Source organism: Streptomyces sp. NBC_00096, from assembly GCF_045041305.1.
In the GTDB taxonomy this organism is placed as follows: domain Bacteria; phylum Actinomycetota; class Actinomycetes; order Streptomycetales; family Streptomycetaceae; genus Streptomyces.
Window position 1 is genome coordinate 3,927,716 of record NZ_CP108221.1, and the last position, 16,796, is coordinate 3,944,511.

General features: G+C 71.8%; 20 protein-coding genes. 10 read left to right on the plus strand and 10 right to left on the minus strand.

The genetic code is table 11. From position 1 onward, the window contains the following. Positions 1–68 precede the first annotated feature (68 nt). Together OG904_RS17310 and OG904_RS17315 are read left to right on the plus strand one after the other, a co-directional pair. Complete coding sequence (locus OG904_RS17310; RefSeq protein ID WP_405491894.1) at positions 69–869, plus strand: dioxygenase; 801 nt, start codon at positions 69–71, stop codon at positions 867–869. Between the two features lie 16 nt (positions 870–885). Then, on the plus strand, positions 886–1,347 hold the full coding sequence (locus OG904_RS17315) for a hypothetical protein (protein ID WP_405491896.1): 462 nt from the start codon (positions 886–888) through the stop codon (positions 1,345–1,347). Here OG904_RS17315 and OG904_RS17320 read toward each other — a convergent pair. After that, complete coding sequence (locus OG904_RS17320) at positions 1,319–1,624, minus strand: hypothetical protein (protein ID WP_405491898.1); 306 nt, start codon at positions 1,622–1,624, stop codon at positions 1,319–1,321. The genes OG904_RS17315 and OG904_RS17320 overlap by 29 nt on opposite strands. Before the next feature lie 9 nt (positions 1,625–1,633). Beyond that, positions 1,634–2,161: a GNAT family N-acetyltransferase gene (locus OG904_RS17325; protein ID WP_405491900.1), complete on the minus strand. Its 528-nt coding sequence runs from the start codon at positions 2,159–2,161 to the stop codon at positions 1,634–1,636. Positions 2,162–2,338: 177 nt separating this feature from the next. On the opposite strand from OG904_RS17325, the gene OG904_RS17330 reads away from it, so the two are divergent. Continuing rightward, positions 2,339–3,316 (plus strand): RNA polymerase sigma factor RpoD/SigA, encoded by a 978-nt coding sequence (locus OG904_RS17330; protein ID WP_405491902.1) that lies wholly within the window; start codon positions 2,339–2,341, stop codon positions 3,314–3,316. A 127-nt stretch (positions 3,317–3,443) separates the two neighbouring features. On the opposite strand, the gene OG904_RS17335 is transcribed toward OG904_RS17330, so the two are convergent. Continuing rightward, positions 3,444–4,400 carry a helix-turn-helix transcriptional regulator gene (locus OG904_RS17335; protein ID WP_405491904.1) on the minus strand — a complete coding sequence of 319 codons (957 nt, stop codon included), beginning with the start codon at positions 4,398–4,400 and terminating at the stop codon, positions 3,444–3,446. A 63-nt stretch (positions 4,401–4,463) separates the two neighbouring features. Here OG904_RS17335 and OG904_RS17340 point away from each other — a divergent pair, with 63 nt between their 5' ends. The 4 genes from OG904_RS17340 (at position 4,464) to OG904_RS17355 (ending at position 9,965) form a co-directional block, all read left to right on the plus strand. Further along, positions 4,464–6,062 (plus strand): MFS transporter, encoded by a 1,599-nt coding sequence (locus OG904_RS17340; RefSeq protein ID WP_405491906.1) that lies wholly within the window; start codon positions 4,464–4,466, stop codon positions 6,060–6,062. Positions 6,063–6,238: 176 nt separating this feature from the next. Then, entirely contained in the window at positions 6,239–7,000 is a 762-nt protein-coding gene (locus tag OG904_RS17345; RefSeq protein WP_405491908.1) for a DeoR/GlpR family DNA-binding transcription regulator, read from the plus strand. Next, positions 6,997–7,950 carry a 1-phosphofructokinase gene (gene pfkB / locus OG904_RS17350; protein WP_405491910.1) on the plus strand — a complete coding sequence of 318 codons (954 nt, stop codon included), beginning with the start codon at positions 6,997–6,999 and terminating at the stop codon, positions 7,948–7,950. Before OG904_RS17345 ends, pfkB begins: the two co-directional genes overlap by 4 nt. Next, positions 7,947–9,965, plus strand: coding sequence for a fructose-specific PTS transporter subunit EIIC (locus OG904_RS17355; protein ID WP_405491912.1), 2,019 nt, complete (start codon positions 7,947–7,949; stop codon positions 9,963–9,965). The genes pfkB and OG904_RS17355 overlap by 4 nt, the downstream gene beginning before the upstream one ends. 50 nt (positions 9,966–10,015) lie before the next feature. Here the strand turns inward: OG904_RS17355 and OG904_RS17360 are convergent, their stop codons facing one another. Continuing rightward, complete coding sequence (locus OG904_RS17360; RefSeq protein WP_405491914.1) at positions 10,016–10,786, minus strand: DUF6227 family protein; 771 nt, start codon at positions 10,784–10,786, stop codon at positions 10,016–10,018. Positions 10,787–10,978: 192 nt separating this feature from the next. On the opposite strand from OG904_RS17360, the gene OG904_RS17365 reads away from it, so the two are divergent. Then, positions 10,979–11,620 carry a vitamin K epoxide reductase family protein gene (locus OG904_RS17365; RefSeq protein WP_405491916.1) on the plus strand — a complete coding sequence of 214 codons (642 nt, stop codon included), beginning with the start codon at positions 10,979–10,981 and terminating at the stop codon, positions 11,618–11,620. 145 nt (positions 11,621–11,765) lie between these two features. Here the strand turns inward: OG904_RS17365 and OG904_RS17370 are convergent, their stop codons facing one another. Continuing rightward, positions 11,766–12,176 (minus strand): rodlin, encoded by a 411-nt coding sequence (locus OG904_RS17370; RefSeq protein ID WP_405491918.1) that lies wholly within the window; start codon positions 12,174–12,176, stop codon positions 11,766–11,768. A gap of 280 nt (positions 12,177–12,456) precedes the next feature. Here OG904_RS17370 and OG904_RS17375 point away from each other — a divergent pair, with 280 nt between their 5' ends. Together OG904_RS17375 and OG904_RS17380 are read left to right on the plus strand one after the other, a co-directional pair. Further along, on the plus strand, positions 12,457–13,056 hold the full coding sequence (locus tag OG904_RS17375; RefSeq protein ID WP_405491920.1) for a hypothetical protein: 600 nt from the start codon (positions 12,457–12,459) through the stop codon (positions 13,054–13,056). Between the two features lie 156 nt (positions 13,057–13,212). Beyond that, positions 13,213–13,452, plus strand: coding sequence for a chaplin (locus OG904_RS17380; RefSeq protein WP_328299156.1), 240 nt, complete (start codon positions 13,213–13,215; stop codon positions 13,450–13,452). 85 nt (positions 13,453–13,537) lie between these two features. On the opposite strand, the gene OG904_RS17385 is transcribed toward OG904_RS17380, so the two are convergent. The 5 genes from OG904_RS17385 to OG904_RS17405 form a co-directional block, all read right to left on the minus strand. Beyond that, positions 13,538–13,882, minus strand: coding sequence for a hypothetical protein (locus OG904_RS17385; RefSeq protein WP_405491922.1), 345 nt, complete (start codon positions 13,880–13,882; stop codon positions 13,538–13,540). A 164-nt stretch (positions 13,883–14,046) separates the two neighbouring features. Next, entirely contained in the window at positions 14,047–15,369 is a 1,323-nt protein-coding gene (locus OG904_RS17390; RefSeq protein WP_405491924.1) for a chaplin, read from the minus strand. Positions 15,370–15,491: 122 nt separating this feature from the next. Beyond that, positions 15,492–15,725, minus strand: coding sequence for a chaplin (locus tag OG904_RS17395; protein WP_405491926.1), 234 nt, complete (start codon positions 15,723–15,725; stop codon positions 15,492–15,494). Between the two features lie 229 nt (positions 15,726–15,954). Further along, positions 15,955–16,365 carry a rodlin gene (locus tag OG904_RS17400; RefSeq protein WP_405491928.1) on the minus strand — a complete coding sequence of 137 codons (411 nt, stop codon included), beginning with the start codon at positions 16,363–16,365 and terminating at the stop codon, positions 15,955–15,957. A gap of 117 nt (positions 16,366–16,482) precedes the next feature. Next, the gene (locus tag OG904_RS17405; RefSeq protein ID WP_405491930.1) at positions 16,483–16,737 is read right to left on the minus strand and encodes a chaplin; all 255 of its coding nucleotides are present in this window, start codon (positions 16,735–16,737) and stop codon (positions 16,483–16,485) included. Positions 16,738–16,796: the final 59 nt, after the last annotated feature.

The window sequence follows — 16,796 nt, forward strand, 5'->3', positions numbered from 1 at the left end:
TTCAAATTTGAACGATGCGGGGTTAGTCTTTGTCCGGCGGCCCGCCTTGACGATTCCTGGAGCCCCTGATGACGACCTCCGAAGTCACGACGCCCGAAACCGGCCGGATGCCGGCGCTGTACCTGAGCCACGGAGCCCCGCCCCTGGCGGACGACCCGGTCTGGCCCGGCGAACTGGCCGCCTGGTCCGCCGACCTGCCCCGCCCCCGGGCGATCCTGATGGTCTCCGCCCACTGGGAGGAGGCCCCGCTCGCCCTCGGCGCCACGGAGCCGGTCCCGCTGGTCTACGACTTCTGGGGCTTCCCCGAGCACTACTACCAGGTCCGGTACGGGGCCCCCGGCGCCCCCGAGCTGGCCGCGGCGGTACGGGGACTGCTCAAGGCCCCCGGCACCCCGGTCCAGGACGTCCCCGACCGGGGCCTGGACCACGGCGCGTACGTCCCCCTGGTGGAGATGTTCCCGGCGGCCGACATACCGGTGCTCCAGATATCCATGCCGACGCTGGACCCGCGCCGCCTGATGGACATCGGCCGCAAGCTGGCCCCGCTGCGCGACGAGGGCGTCCTCATCGTGGGCAGCGGCTTCTTCACCCACAACCTGGCCGCGCTTCGCCACACCGGCCCGGGGGTCCCCGGCTGGTCGGCGGAGTTCGATGCGTGGGGCCGGGAGGCGCTGGCCGCCTGCGACGTCGACGCCCTGCTGGACTTCGAGGCCAAGTCCCCGGCGGGCCGCCTCGCCCACCCGCGCACGGAGCACTTCGCCCCGCTGTTCGTCACCCTGGGCGCCGCCGAAGCCGAGCTCGCCACGGCCGCCACCCCGGTCTCGGGCTTCTGGATGGGCCTCTCGAAGCGCTCCCTGCAGTTCGGCTAGCCGCCGCCATGCCCCGGTGAACCCCTCCGGCCGCAGCACCGGCCGCGCCGCGGACCGGGTGGCCCCCTCCGGCCGCAGCGCCGGCCGCGCCGCGGCCGCGGGCGGCCCGCTCTGGTGCCCCAGCGGCTCGGCGTACGCGGCGGAGTCGGTGGTCCTGGCGGTCCGCGAAGGCCTCGACGGACCCCCGGCCTACCTCCCCGCCCCGCGCCCGGCCGCCGAAGCCCTGGCCGGACTCCCGCCCGGCACCGAACCGCGCCGCCTGCTGCGGCTGGCCTCGCACTGCGTCCCGTACTGCCTCAACCGCGCGGGCGACACCTGCACCCTGGCCGCCCGCCTGACGGCCGCCCCGCCGCCACCGGCGACCCCCCTCCCCGCCTGCCACCTCCGCCCGTCCTGCAAGTGGTGGACCCAGTCGGGCCCACCGGCCTGCCAGGCCTGCCCGGGGGTCGCTACCCGCCGCTCCGGCCCGGACCGGTGACGTCCTCCCCGATGGCGAAGCCCTTGGCCGGACCGGCCGGGATCGCGACGGGGGTCCCGTAGCGGGCCCGCACTTCGTCCTCGTAGGCGGCCTTCTCAGGGTCGGGCGAGGTCAGCACGGTGACGGTGCCGCCGTCGCCGAGGTCGTCGATCAGGGCGTATACGGGGATGCCCGCACGGGCGTACTCGCGCCGCTTGCGCGTCCGGTCGCGGGTGATGTCGTCGCTGCCCGGGGAGACGACTTGGTCGAGCACCGGCTGCACGTGCCGGAGGACCATGCCGATCCTTCACTCGGAGGGGTGGTGCAGATCCTTCTCGTACCACCGCACGTCCCAGTACCGGTCGAACTTCCGGCCAGCCTCCGAGAACTCCCCGACCTGCCGGAAGCCGAAGCGTTCGTGCAGCCGGATCGAGGGCATGTTGGGGACGGTGATGCCGGCGAAGGCCCGGTGGACCGGCTCCGTGGCGAGCGCCGCGAAGAGGGATTCGTACAGCAGACCGCCGATGCCCCGGCCCACCGCGTGCGGGGCGAGGTAGACGCTGACCTCCACCGAGGTGTCATAGGCCGCTTTGGGGCGAAATTGGCTGCTTGTGGCGTATCCGGCGATTCGATCGCCGATCCAGGCAACCAGAAGCCGGTGCGGGCCGTCTACGGGGTGGGAGTGCAGCCACGGGCGGCGCTGTTCCGGGGTGAAAGCGGCCGTGTCGAATGTGACGGCCGTCTCACGGACGTAGTGGTTGTACAGGTCCGTGAGGGCCTCGAGGTCGGCCTCCACTCCCGCCCTGACCTGCACCTCTTCGGGCTCTGGGGGCATCGCGGAACCTCTCGTGTCGGGGGGTGGCGGGGCAGGATACTGCAAGATCTCGAAAAAGAGGGAGCAACGTGGGAATTCTGTCCCGATTCCAGTCGTTGTTTCCTTCGGAAGCGGGCACTCGGGAGAGTGTCCTGGCAGCCGCAGCACCGCGACCGAACTCATCGCAAGGGAGCACGCATGGCAACCCGCGCCGTCGCCCGTCGTCAGTCCACGAGCAGCGCTCGCGCTGCGGGCGGGGAGATCGCAGACCGCGACCTGGTGGGCATGTACCTGGACGAGATCGCACGCACTCCGCTGCTCGACGCCGCCAAGGAAGTGGAGCTCTCGCAGATCATCGAGGCGGGCGTCTACGCCCAGCAGATCCTCGACGGCGCGATAGAGCGCAAGGGCAAGAAGCCCTCCCAGGAGGAGCTCGAGGTCCTGGCCGCCGAGGGTGAGCGCGCGAAGGAAGTCTTCATCCGCTCCAACCTCCGGCTGGTGGTCGCCGTCGCCCGCCGCTATCCGCGCAGCGGCCTGCCCCTCCTCGACCTCATCCAGGAGGGCAACGCCGGCCTGGTGCGCGCGGTCGAGAAGTTCGACTACGCGAAGGGCTTCAAGTTCTCCACGTACGCCACGTGGTGGATCCGCCAGGCCATCACCCGTTCCATCGCGGACCAGTCCCGCACCATCCGCCTCCCCGTCCACCTGGTGGAGGAGCTCGGCCGGATCCGCCGGGTCCAGCGCGAGTTCAACCGCGAGAACGGCCGTGACCCGGAGCACGCGGAGATCGCCGCCGAGCTGGACACCACGGAGAAGCGGGTCGGTGACGTGCTGGACTGGGCGCGCGACCCGGTCAGCTTGAACATGGGCGTGGACGAGGACGGCGACACGCAGTTCGGCGACCTCCTCGAGGACACCTCCGCGATCTCCCCGGAGCAGTCGGTCCTGTCGCTCCTGCGCAGCGAGGAGCTGGAGGACCTGCTGGGCAAGCTGGACCAGCGGACGGCGTCGATCATCAAGATGCGTTACGGCATCGAGGACGGCCGGGAGCGTACCCTGACAGAGGTGGGCAAGCAGCACGGCCTGACCCGCGAGCGGATCCGCCAGATCGAGAAGCACGCGCTCCTCGAACTGAAGCGGATGGCCCGGGACACGGGCTTCGACGCAGCGGCCTGACCCCCGGAACGAGCCCCCGGCACCTAACCCCCCCCAGGTGCCGGGGGCTCCCCCTTTTCCCACCCCGCCCCGCCCACCCCGTCGCGGTACGGGCCGAGGATCCTGCACCCGTACCCGCCTGCGCCCGCTACGGGCCCGCCGCCCCCGTGAGCCGGGCGCCGAGCGCCCCCGCCGCCTCCGCCAGGAAGCCCGGCCCGTGCACCGTGAACGGCACCCCCACCAGCCCCAGCCGCGCCACCAGCCACTCCGGCGAGTCCGCCGACTCGAACGCCACCCGGACCCCGCCCCCCGCGCCGGGGCTCCCCACCCCCGCGAGCTCCCGTACCCATCCCGGCAGCTCCCCGAGGGCCCCCGCGAAGGTCACGTCGACCCGGTACGTCTCCCCGCCCCGCAGCCCCCGCCGGACGAACTCCACCGCCTCCATCGGCAGCTCCCGCCCCACGAACCTCGCCCCCGTCGCGCACGGCTCGCCCACCCGGTCCACCCTGAAGGTCCGCCAGTCCTCGCGCTCCATGTCGTAGGCCACGAGGTACCACCGGCTCCCGGTGCTGACCAGCCGGTACGGCTCCACCAGCCGCCGCGAGGCCACCCCGTCCCGCGCGCGGTACGCGAACCGCAGCCGCTCCGGACCCGCCACCGCCGACGCGATCACCGTCAGCGTCCGCGGATCCACGCTCGCCCCGTCCCCCCGGGTCAGCGCGACCGTCGCCGACTGCAGTGCGCTCACCCGGCGCCGCAGCCGGCCCGGCAGGACCTGTTCCAGCTTCGCGAGGGCCCGTACGGACGCCTCCTCGACCCCCTCGATCGCGTGCCCGGCCCCCGCCCGCAGCCCCACCGCGATCGCGACGGCCTCTTCGTCGTCCAGTACCAGCGGCGGCATCGCCGCCCCCGCCACCAGCCGGTAGCCGCCCTCCGAGCCGAGCGTGGCCTCCACCGGGTACCCCAGCTCCCGCAACCGGTCGATGTCGCGCCGGATCGTGCGGGCGCTCACCCGCAGCCGCTCCGCCAGCTCGCTGCCGGGCCACTCGCGCGGGGTCTGCAGCAGGGAGAGCAGGGTGAGGAGCCGGGCCGGGGTATCGGTCATGGATTCCAGGTTGCCAGCCAAATAGGACACCACCTGACCTACATGCCGTCTAGGTTTCTCCTCATGAGCACCGAGACGACCCAGTCATCGCCCGAAGGAAAGAACGGGCCCGTACAAGAAGAGCGGACCGATCCCCCCGCAGAGACCCGCTCCACCAGCGATGCCCCGACGGCGGAGACCGGCACCTCCGCCGGTGACCGCCGCCGCTGGCTCGCGCTCGCCATCGTGATGACCGCCGCCTTCATGGACCTGGTCGACGTCACGATCGTCAACATCGCGATCCCCCGCATGCGCGAGGACCTCGGCGCCTCCACCAGCGCCATCCAGTGGATCACCGCCGGCTACGCGCTCGCCTTCGCCGCCGGCCTGATCACCGGCGGCCGTCTCGGTGACATCTACGGCCGCAAGCGCCTCTTCCTCATCGGCATAGCCGGCTTCACCACCGCTTCGCTGCTCTGCGGCATCGCGCCCAGCCCCGACGTGCTCGTCGCCTCCCGCATCCTCCAGGGCGGCATGGCCGCCATGATGGTCCCGCAGGTGCTCGCGATCATCCATGTCACCTTCCCGCCGCAGGAGCGCGGCAAGGTCTTCGGCATGTTCGGCGCGATCGTCGGCCTCGGCGCCGTCTCGGGCCCGATGCTCGGCGCGCTGCTCACCGAGTGGAACATCCTCGGTCTCGAATGGCGCCCGATCTTCCTGATCAACCTGCCCGTCGGCATCGCCGGCGTGATCCTGGGCCGCAAGTTCATCTCCGAGTCCAAGGCGCCCAAGGCGCTGCGGCTGGACCTGGTGGGCGTCGTGCTCGCGACCCTCGCCCTGGTCATGCTGATCTTCCCGCTCACCCACGGCCGTGAGAACGACTGGCCGGTGTGGGGCTTCGTCTGCATGATCGCCTCGCCCTTGGTCTTCGGCGCCTTCATCGCCTACGAGAAGTTCAAGATCCGCAAGGACGGCTCCCCGCTGGTCGAGCTCTCCCTCTTCAAGGTCAAGAGCTTCGCGGGCGGCGTCGCCGTCCAGCTGACCTTCGGCATCGCGACCGGCATCTTCTTCCTGGTCTGGACGCTCTACATGCAGATGGGCCTCGGCTGGAGCGCCCTGAAGGCCGGCACCACCGGCATCCCGTTCTCCCTGGCCGTCTCGGCCGCCGCGGGCATGTCCGTACAGAAGCTCGTACCGCGCTTCGGGCGCAAGGTGCTCCAGGCCGGCGCGCTGGTCATGGCCTCGGGCGTACTCCTCTACATCTGGGAGTCGGACCGCTACGGGATGGACATCGCCTCCTGGCAGATGGCCGCCCCGCTGATCATCATGGGCGCGGGCATGGGCCTGATCATCGCCCCGCTGACCGACACCGTGCTGTCCGAGGTGCCGCGCGAGCACGCGGGCTCGGCGTCCGGCCTGATCAACACCACCGGCCAGATGGGCAACGCGCTGGGCCTCGGCCTGACCTCCGTGGTCTTCTTCGGGGTCATCGACAACGACCTGGTCTTCGGGCCGCCGTACGTCGAGGCCTTCCGCAACGCGCTGTGGTGGGTCGTGGCCGTCCTGGTCGTGATCTTCGCCGTGATGTTCATGCTGCCGCGCAAGGCGATCCCGATGGAGCAGCGCGAGGGCGGTTCGGAGCACGCGGGCGAGCCGTCCGCGGAGAAGGTCCCGGCCGCTTGACACCAGGCGCACCAGGCGCACCAGGCACTCCAGACTTACCCCGCGCACCTGCGCACCACATACGGGCATGTCCGCTTCTGTTGGCGGACATGCCCGTATGTTTTGTTTTTGGCTGCAAGCGGGCGTACGGTACAAGGGAACCCACAGAGTCGGGCATCGAACGGATCTGAAACCACATGTACGCACCGGAGCGCCAGCAGGAGATCCTCCGCCTCGCCCGCGAGGCCGGCCGGGTCGACGTCCTGTCCCTGGCCGAGCAGTTCCAGGTCACGGCCGAGACCGTGCGCCGCGACCTGAAGGCCCTGGACCGGGCCGGTCTCCTCCGCCGGGTGCACGGCGGCGCCATACCGGCCGGCCGCCTCGACTTCGAGCCGGACCTCACCGAGCGCGAGGCCACCGCCGCCGACCAGAAGGACCGCATCGCCGCCGCCGCCCTGGCCGAGCTGCCCGACGGCGGCAGCGTCGTCCTCGACGCCGGCAGCACCGTGGCCCGCCTCGCGGCCGTTATCCCCGTGGACATCGCGCTCACCGTGGTCACCCACGCGCTGCCCGTCGCCGCCAGGCTCGCCGACCACACCGGCATCGACCTCCACCTCGTCGGCGGCCGGGTCCGGCACCGCACCCGGGCCGCCGTGGACGCGTGGGCGCTGCGCGCGTACTCCGAGATCCGCGCCGACGTCGCCTTCATCGCCACCAACGGCTTCACGGCGGACGGCGGCCTGACCACCCCCGACCTCGCCGAGGCGGCCGTCAAGCGGGCCGCGATGACCGCCGCCCGCCGCGTCGTCCTCCTCGCCGACTCCGCCAAGGCGGGCCAGGAGCACTTCGCGTGCTTCGGCTCCTTCGCGGACGTGGACCTCCTCATCACGGACACGAGGCTCGCCCCCGCCCACAAGACGGCGATCGAGTCCGCCGGTACGGAAGTTGTGCTCGTATGATCCTCACCGTCACCCCCAACCCCTCCCTCGATCGGACCTACGAAGTCCCTTCGCTGGACCGCGGTGAGGTACTGCGCGCCACCGGCGACCGGGTGGACCCCGGCGGCAAGGGCGTGAACGTCTCCCGCGCGGTGGCCGCCGCGGGCGTCCGTACGACCGCGGTCCTGCCGCTCGGCGGCGCGCCGGGCGCGCTGATCGCCGAACTCCTCGGCGCCCAGGGCGTGGACGTCACGGCGGTCTCCATCGCCGGCCAGACCCGTTCCAACATCTCGGTCGCCGAACCGGACGGCACTCTCACCAAGATCAACGCGGCCGGACCGGAACTGACGCCCGAGGAATCGGCCCTCCTCCTGGAGACGGTCCGCACCTTCTCGGGCGGCGCCGCCTGGATCGCCTGCTGCGGCAGCCTCCCGCGCGGCCTGCGGCCCGAGTGGTACGCCGACATCGTGGCCCGCGCCCACGCGGCGGGCGCCCGCATCGCCCTGGACACCTCCGGCCCGGCACTGCTCGCGGCGCTGCCAGCCCGCCCGGACGTCATCAAGCCGAACGCCTCGGAGCTGGCGGCGGCGGTGGGACGGCCGCTGGCCACCCTCGGCGACGTGGTCAAGGCCGCGGAGGAGCTGCGCTCGCTGGGCGCGGCCGCGGTCCTCGCCTCCCTGGGCGCGGACGGCCAGCTCCTGGTCTCCGGGGAGGGCACGTACTACGGCACGGCCGCCGTCTCCTCGGTCCGCAGCAACGTCGGCGCGGGCGACGCCTCCCTCGCCGGTTTCCTGATCGCGGGCGGTACGGGGCCCGCGGCCCTCGCCTCCGCCCTGGCCCACGGGGCGGCCGCGGTCCAGCTGCCCGGCAGCGTCATGCCGGCCCCCTCGGACCTGCGGCCCGACGCGGTCCACGTCACCCAGGACCTGCCCCTGGATCTCCCCCTGTCCGAAATGAGCGAGGAGCGATGAGCGAGATGATGCAGTGCCCTCTGCCGGCCGAACTGGTCGACCTCGACCTGTCCGCCGATTCCAAGGAGGGGGCGGCACGTGCCCTCGCCGAACGGATGGTGGCGCTGGGCCGGGTCACCGACCTGGACGGCTTCCTGGCGGACGTGGCGGCGCGCGAGGCCCAGATGCCGACCGGTCTGGAGGGCGGGATAGGCATCCCGCACTGCCGCAGCGCGCACGTCTCGGTCCCCACCCTGGCCTTCGGCCGGGCCCCCTCCGGGGTGGACTTCGGGGCTCCGGACGGCCCGGCGGACCTGATCTTCCTGATCGCGGCCCCGGCGGGCGCGGACGACGCCCACCTGTCGATCCTCTCCTCCCTGGCCCGCCGCCTGATGCGCCCGGAGTTCGTCGAGGCCCTGCGCGAGGCGAAGACCCCGGCGGAAGCAGCAGCATTGGTCAATCCGGCCCCGCCGGCGGTTGAGGAGCTGGGGCCCGGGGGCGGAGCCCCGGTTTCGGGAAGGGGCGAGGTGGGGGAGAGCCCCGCAGGGCGCCCGTTCCGCATCGTGGCCGTCACCTCCTGCCCCACCGGCATCGCCCACACCTACATGGCCGCCGAGGCCCTTCAGCAGGCCGCCGCCGAGGCCGGAATCGACATGCAGGTCGAAACCCAGGGCTCCGCCGGCTTCACCAAGCTCACCCCCGAAGCCATCGCCACCGCCGACGCGGTCGTCTTCGCCCACGACGTCCCGGTCAGGGAAAGGGCCCGCTTCGCCGGCAAGCCCACCGTCGACGTGGGCGTCAAGGCCGGCATCAACCGCCCGGCCGAACTCCTCGCGGAGGCCCGCGAAAAGGCGGAGCGCGGCGAGGTCACCGCCCGGCAGGCTCCGGTCGACCAGCAGGGCGAGGAAGCCGACGGCTACGGCGCGAAGCTCCGTACCTGGCTGATGTCCGGCGTCAGCTACATGGTCCCCTTCGTCGCCGCCGGCGGGCTCCTGATCGCGCTCGCCTTCGCCATCGGCGGGTACGAGATCAACACCGCCCCCTCGGTCGCCGAGCACTTCGTCTGGACCGAGGCCGCGAGCTGGGCCGCGCTCCTGTTCCAGACCGGCGGCCTCGCCTTCGGCTTCCTCGTCCCCGTCCTCGCCGGCTACATCGCCTACGGCATGGCCGACCGCCCCGGTCTGGTACCCGGCTTCGTCGGCGGCGCCGTGGCCCTCACCATCAACGCCGGCTTCCTCGGCGGCCTGATCGCCGGCCTCATCGCGGGCGCCACCGTCCTCGCCGTCCAGAGGCTGAGGATCCCCGCCGCCCTGCGCGGGATCATGCCCGTCGTCGTGCTGCCGCTCATCGGCTCGGCCGTCACCGCGTTCCTGATGTTCCTGGTCGTCGGCAAGCCCGTGGCCTCGCTCCAGCAGGCCCTCACCGACTGGCTGTCCGGCCTCTCCGGCGCCAACGCGATCATCCTCGGCGTCATCCTCGGCCTGATGATGTGCTTCGACCTCGGCGGCCCGCTCAACAAGGTCGCCTACGCCTTCGCCATCGGCGGCCTCGCCACCCCCAACGAGGGCAGCCTCAAGGTCATGGCCGCCGTGATGGCGGCCGGCATGGTGCCGCCGCTCGCGATGGCGCTGGCCACCACCGTCCGCGGCCGGCTCTTCTCCAGGACCGAACGCGAGAACGGCAAGGCCGCCTGGTTCCTCGGCGCCTCCTTCATCAGCGAGGGCGCCATCCCCTTCGCCGCGGCCGACCCGCTGCGCGTGATCCCCGCCGCCATGGCCGGCGGGGCGGTCACCGGGGCGCTCTCGATGGCCTTCGAGTGCACCCTGCGGGCCCCGCACGGAGGCATCTTCGTGATCCCGCTGATCGGCAACCCGTTGCTCTACCTGATCGCCATCGCCGCCGGTACGGCCACCACCGCCGGTCTGGTCATCCTCCTGAAGGGCATGCGCAAACAGGACGCGGCCCCGCCGGCCCAGGACGCGGATGCCGCCCCGGCAGCCACGGCCGAGCCCGCGAAGGTCACCGTCGCGGCCTAGGCCCGGCGGTCGTCCCACCCGGACCGGCCGTCACCTCACCGGGCCGGCCGTCACCTCACCCGCGCGCGGAGCTCCATGGCTCCGCGCGCGGCCGCTTCGGTCTCGTAGACCTCGCACATGTGCCGCCCGTCGGGCGTCGCCGTGTGCTCGACCTCCCACAGGCTGAACTCGCCGCCGTCCAGCAGCACGAAGGCGTGCTCGTACAGGCTGAAGCCGGCGTCCCGCCCGTCGAGCAGGCACTGCCGGGTCCCGAACGCCTGCGTGATCCGGTGCGCGTACGCCGAGCGCAGGAGCAGTGCCACGCTCTCGCCCGGCCGGTCCGGGTTCTCCGCGCGGCGCAGTACCCGGCGGGCGTGGTCCGCGGACTCCTCCACCGCGTACTCGCGGTGCCGCTGGGCCGGGGTCGGGTTGGTGAACAGCGCGCTCAGCACCGCGATGTCGCTCTCCGGCTCCGCCTCGGCCCTCACCTCCGTGAGGTCCCGGGCCACTTGCGAGGGGGCCTCGCCGAACAGCCGGGCCACCGCGAGGCAGGTCTCCGCCTTGCTGGCGAAGACCTCGAACCGTATGGAGAGGCCGCTTTCCCTGCGGTGCGCCAGCTCCCACAGGGTCACTGACTCACCGTCGGACAGCAGGTACACGTGCCGGCGGATCTCCCGCCAAGATCCCGCCGCCGGACTGTGGCGGGTGGTGTGGAGCGAGGAGCTGTGGGCGAGCGCCGTCCCGAGGCGCTCGACCAACCGGTCCGGCAGGTCGAAGGAGTTCAGGGCGCGGCCCAGGAGTCGCTCGAGGTGCGCCTCGGTTGTCTCGTACGGATCGCTCAAGGTGGGTCTCCAGGCCGTCGCAGCTCGTCACTTCACGGAAGCACAACGTAGCCCCTGGGTCTGACATCACGTCCGGGGTTCGGTAAAACGTCCGGGAAGCATCGGGGGTTCCCGCCACCCCTTCAGGTCAACCTCCCCGGGGATGAGCATGGTTGGACGCGATCGCGGCGGCAAGAGCGGGACCATGACCGTATGGCAACGAATACCGTGGGCGTCCCCCGCCAGCAGGGCCGGCCCCACCAACGCGAAGACGCAGAACCGCAGGCGGCCTCCCGCGCGCTCGCCTGGCTGCTGCTGCTCACCGGGGCCGCCGGGGTGCTGGCCGCCTGGGTCATCACCCTGGACAAGTTCCTGCTGCTGGAGGATCCGGACTTCAAGCCCGCCTGCAGCCTCAACCCCGTCGTGTCCTGCGGCAGCGTGATGAAGAGCGAGCAGGCGGCGGCCTTCGGCTTCCCGAACCCCCTGCTGGGCCTGGTCGCCTACGGGGCGGTCGTGTGCGTGGGCGCGGGGCTGCTGGCCGGCGCCCGCCACCGGGGCTGGTTCTGGCTGGGACTCAACGCCGGAATGCTCTTCGGCGTCGGATTCTGCTCCTGGCTCATGGCCCAGTCGCTCTACGAGATCAACGCGCTCTGCCTGTGGTGCTGCCTGACCTGGGTGGCCACCCTGCTGATGTTCTGGGCGGTCACGGCGCACACCGTGAGTACGGGGATCCTGCCCGCACCGGCGCCGGTGCGAGGCTTCTTCGCCGAATTCGGCTGGGCCCCGCCCGCCCTGCACACCGGTGTGATCGGGATGCTGATCCTGACCCGGTGGTGGGAGTTCTGGACCGGCTGACCGGGCCCGTCGGCGAAAGGGCCCGACGGCACACGAGGGCCCCGGCAGCTGGAGGCTGCCGGGGCCCTCGTCACGTCAACGCGTCGCTACATCACTGCATCGCTCCACGGGCTCCAGGTGCCCGGACCACAAAGGGGAGCGGAGATCAGCTGCCGACGGAGCCGTTGCCCGACAGGACCGGGATGTTGTCCAGGATGTGCGAGAGCGGCTCGTCGCCCTTGGCCTGGGTGGAGTTCTCGGTGCACTGCTGGTTCTGCGGGTTGGACAGGACGTTGATGTCCTGGACGCCGACGTTGACCAGGGCGATGAGGGACTGCGCGTTGACCTTGGCCGGCAGGCCGATGCAGGGCTTGTTCAGCGTGCCCTGGATGACGCCGAGCTGCGGGCTCATGTCGCCAGTCGTCTTCTGGTTGCCGTAGATCTGCGAGGCGCCGTTGCCGTTGACGGTGTTGATCCCGTTGTCGTTGCCGATGGCCATGGCCGGGGCCGCAACAGCAGCGCCCGCGCCGACGGCGGCGGCGGTGACCGCGGCAGCAGTCATGATCTTCTTGAGCATCTTGATCCTTTTGTCGCACGAGTGCCCGCTAGTGGAGCGCCCTGATCAACTGTCCTGCCGGGGGGTTGGTTCCGCTGCTTCACTCAAACGGCCTGCCGGCGGGCAGGTTTTCCCCGGGTGGGGTGAGCCGCCCCCGGACGCCTGCGCGAAGCCCGTACGCACCCCGCAGCGGCAGCGGAGCCCCCGTCTTCCTGTTGCGGTCCGTAGAACACGTTCGCACGGTGGGTAAGGAAGCGGATCGCTCGGGTCCGCTCCTGAGCGACCACCAGAAGGATCATCCATGCACCGCACCAAGGCCTCCCGCGTCCGCGTCCTCGTCCCGTCGGCCCTGGCAGTCGTCATACTCGCAGGCGCGGTCGCCCCCGCGGTCGCCGCCGAGGGTGCCGGTGCCGCCGCGAACCGGGTGGCGGCAGCCCAGGAGAAGATCGACGAGAGGGTGGCGGCGGCGGGTCCCCTCGACGACCTCCTCGCGTCGATCTCCAAGATCCTGACGGACCTGACCTCGAGCCTGGGCAACCTGCTCCCGGGGGTCAAGATCCCCGCGATCCAGCTGCCCAAGCTCCCGGCCCTGCCGGGGATCCCGGACATCCCCAAGCTGCCGCTCCCCTCGATCCCGGACATCCCCAAGATCCCGGAGATCCCGGCGCTCCCGGTCGCGGTTCCCGTGGCTCCGGTAGCTCCGGTAGCTCCGGCGGCTCCGGCGGCACCGGCGGCACCGGCGGTACCCGCGGCTCCGGCAGTACCGGCAGTACCGGCGATCCCAGCAGTGCCGGCGATCCCTGCGATCCCGGCGGTTCCGGCGGTACCCGGGGTGACGCCCGCGGTGCCGGCCCTGCCGCCGCTGGACATCGTCCCGGACCTCCCCGACTTCCTCCCGTAGGCGGCCGGACCCTCGAACGGACCCGCACGCGGTTACGACTATTGGGCTGAACAGGTCTGATCGCGTGCGGAACCGTGTCGTCTGGGAAGCTGGACCGTTTCGCTCGATGTGAGCCCCGGAATCGGGGCAGAACATCGAAGAGAAGGTGCACTTCCCATGAACACTGCCAAGAAGGCCGCCCTGGTCCTGGCCACCGCTGGTCTCGCTGCGGCCGGTGCCGCCGGCTCCGCCATGGCCGACTCGTCGGCCGAGGGCGCGGCCGTGGGTTCCCCCGGTGTCCTCTCGGGCAACCTGGCTCAGGTCCCGGTCCACGTTCCGGTCAACGTCTGCGGCAACTCCGTGAACGTGATCGGCGCGCTGAACCCGGCGTTCGGCAACACCTGCGTCAACGACTGACGTCAGACGCACCAAACGACTGTGGGCGCCCCGGCCTCGCCGGTGGCGCCCACAGTCATGTCGGCAGGAGAACGGAACGGGTCCGTCAGTGGTTCGCGCCGCCGTTGAGCTTCACGCCGCCGAGCAGCGGGGACGCCTGGGTGGCCCCGTTCGCGAGGTGCATCACCTCGCCGGGCGCGTTGTTGCGGACCTCGTTGACCTTCTGGACGGTGGTCACGACCTTCTCGACGCTCTCGCCCTGCTCGGCCAGCCCGTTGCCCACGGTCTGCGGCAGCGCTTCCGAGACGGGGTTGACGGCGTTGGTGACCTCCGTGAATCCACTCGTCAGGCTCATGGGGACGGCCGGTGCCTCGGTGGCGAAGGCGGGGGAGGCGGCGCCGAGGGCGGCGACGGAGCCGACGACGACTGCGGCGACCTTCGAGAGCTTCATTATCGAATCCTTTTTCAGGGGTGTCAGTGGCGACCGTCGCGCCACTTTCGACCTGGCTAACGATTCCCCGCCGCTGCGGAAACGCGGAACCGAACACGGCAACGGCCGGAGAATCCGACAAGGGATTCTCCGGCCGATATTTCTTCCGATTACCAGTATTGCCGTCAGGCGATACTGGACCTGCGGTACAGAATGGCGCCGCCCAGGATCAGCGCCGCGGCGAGGGCCGCCGCCGCGCCGGTCTGCCCGGCGCCGGTCGCGGCCAGCTCCGGCGCGGTCGCCCGCGCGGTGGCGGGAGCCGGTGCCGGGGCGGGGACGGTCATCGGCGCGGGGGCGGGAGCCGGTGCGGGAGCCGGTGCCGGTGCCGGTGCCGGTGCGGGCTGCGGAGCCGGCGGCAGGTGGACGGGAAGGTCACCGGCCGGGGCCGCCGGGGGCTGGTCGGCCGGCCGGACGGCCTCGGGCGCCGGGGCGGGCGCGGGCGCCGGGGCAGGCGCGGGGGCCGGTGCGGGGTGCTCCACGAACTGGCTGCCGTGCGGCGGCATCGGCGCGGGAGCCTCCTGCTCGACGGGGGCCGGGGCGGGGAGCGTGTGCGGGGCCTCCTCCGCCACGGGGGCGGGCGCCGGGAGCGGCTTGGGGGCCTCCTGTACGGGCGCGGGCGCGGGCGCCGGTGCCGGGGCGGGCAGCGGTACGGGTGCCGGCGCGGGAGCCGGGACCGGCTGCGGCGCGGGAGCCTCCTCTACGGGCGCGGGCGCCGGTGCGGGCGCCGGGTGCTCCGCCTCGGGCTTCGGCAGGGGCCTCGGCCTGGGCTTCGGCGCGGGCGGCGCGTGGTGCGGAGCGGGGGCCGGCGGGTGTTCGGCGTGCGGCTTCGGCGGGTGCTGCGGCCTCGGCGCGGGCCGCTCCGGAGCGGGGTGGTCGTCGCACTCCTCCTCGCCGCTCCCGGAGTTCCCGCCGCCCGAGTCTCCGTAGCCGCCGTGCTGCCCGGGGCCGCGGTCGTCGCCGTGGCCGCCCCGGTGCTGGGGCTGGTACTGGTGCTCGGGCTGGTCCTCGGGCCCGCGCTCGCCGTAGCCACCGCGGTCCTCGGGCCCGCGCTCGCCGTAGCCGCCACGGTCCTCGCGGTCCTCGCGCTCGTGACGCTCGCGGCGTTCGTCGCGCTCGTCGAGGTAGCGCCCGAACTTCTCCGCCTGCTCCGGGCTGAGGTAGCGCTCGTAGTCGTACCCGGCGTCGGAGCCGGTCGTGGTGGCGCAGTTGTTGCCCATCGCGGGGTTGAGGCCCGCTCCGGCGTCCACGGTGTTGCCGCACACGTTCGGCGAGAAGGTGATCGGTACCGAGACGCTGTTGCCGGCCAGCACACCCGGTGAATGGGAGGCCTCGGCCATCGCTCCGGGTTGCGCGTACGCCGCGCCGGTCGCGATCGACAGCAGACTGGACGCAGCGGCCGCGGTGAGCACCCCCTTGCCCAGTACCTGTCGGCTCAGTACCTGTCGCATGGGTCCTTCCCTGTCTACCGGCACTGGCGGCCGGTGCTGAATCGAAGGTGGCCTCGGAGTGCACCGCCGTGCACTCCGAGGCCACCCCGAGGAGGCCTGCCCTTGCGGGCGCAGGCGCTTCGTCAGGCGTTGACGCAGGTGTTGCCGAAGGCCGGGTTCAGCAGCGCGACCACGTTGACGGTGTTGCCGCAGACGTTGATCGGGATGTGGACCGGGACCTGGAGCACGTTGCCGGACAGGACGCCGGGGGAGCCCACGGCCTGGCCCTCGGCGGCCGCGTCGGCCATGGCGGGGGAGGCGGCACCGGCAGCCATGAGAATGCCGGCGGCCAGGACCACTGCCTTCTTGTACGTCATTTGTTTTCGATTCCTTCCCGCAGAGGTCTATCCGCTGCAGAAATAACAACGAGTGGGTCCGGGAAAAGAAACCGGGGATTTTGGCGGGCGTGTCGGCAATTCACTCAGATGCCTGCGCGTCCTGAATTCTGACCGGATTCGCCCGGCCCCCAATTCGAGTCCCGACATGCGGCGGGGCCGCCGCGACCCGAAGGTGCGACGGCCCCACTGGCGCGGTGCGCGGGTGCTGTCAGCTGCCGGCGGAGCCGTTGCCGGACAGAACCGGGATGTTGCTGAGGATGTGCGAGAGAGCCTCGTCGCCCTTGGCCTGGGTGGAGTTCTCGGTGCACTGCTGGTTCTGCGGGCTGGACAGGACCGGGATGTCCTGGACGCCGACGTTGACCAGGGCCAGGACGGACTGGACGTTGGCCTTGGCCGGCAGGGCGATGCAGGGCTTGTTGAACGAGCCCTGGATCAGCGCCATCTGCGGGCTCATGTTGCCGTAGGTGGCCTGGTTGCCGTAGATCTGCGAGGCGCCGTTGCCGTTCACGGTGTTGATGCCGGCGTCGTTGCCGATGGCCATGGCCTGCGGGGCCATGGCGGCACCCAGGCCGACGAACGAGGCGGCAACCGCTGCGCCGGCCGCAAACTTCTTGATCATGATGGTCCCTTTTTTGCAGGATTGCCCGGTACTCAAGCACTCGGATCAACGGCGCAACCGTGGTTTGGGTTGCGTGTCTTCACTCGGATGCCGAAGTTTCGGGCGGCACGGTTGACGTCAGGCGTTGACGCAGGTGTTGCCGAACACCGGGTTCAGCAGGGCGATCACGTTCACAGTGTTGCCGCAGACGTTGACCGGGACGTCGACCGGGACCTGGAGCAGGTTGCCGCTCAGGACGCCGGGGGACTCGCCGGTGAAGCCGTTCGCCGTCGCGCCGTCACCGCCGTGCGCGGAGGCGAGGCCCGCGCCGCCCAGCAGCATCGCGGCGCCCGCGACCGCCATGGTGGTGCCGCGCACCAGCCTCTTCTTCATCTCCGTTTTTCCTTTCCGTTCGAACAATGGTGCACCCGCATAACGACCCGCCCGGTCCG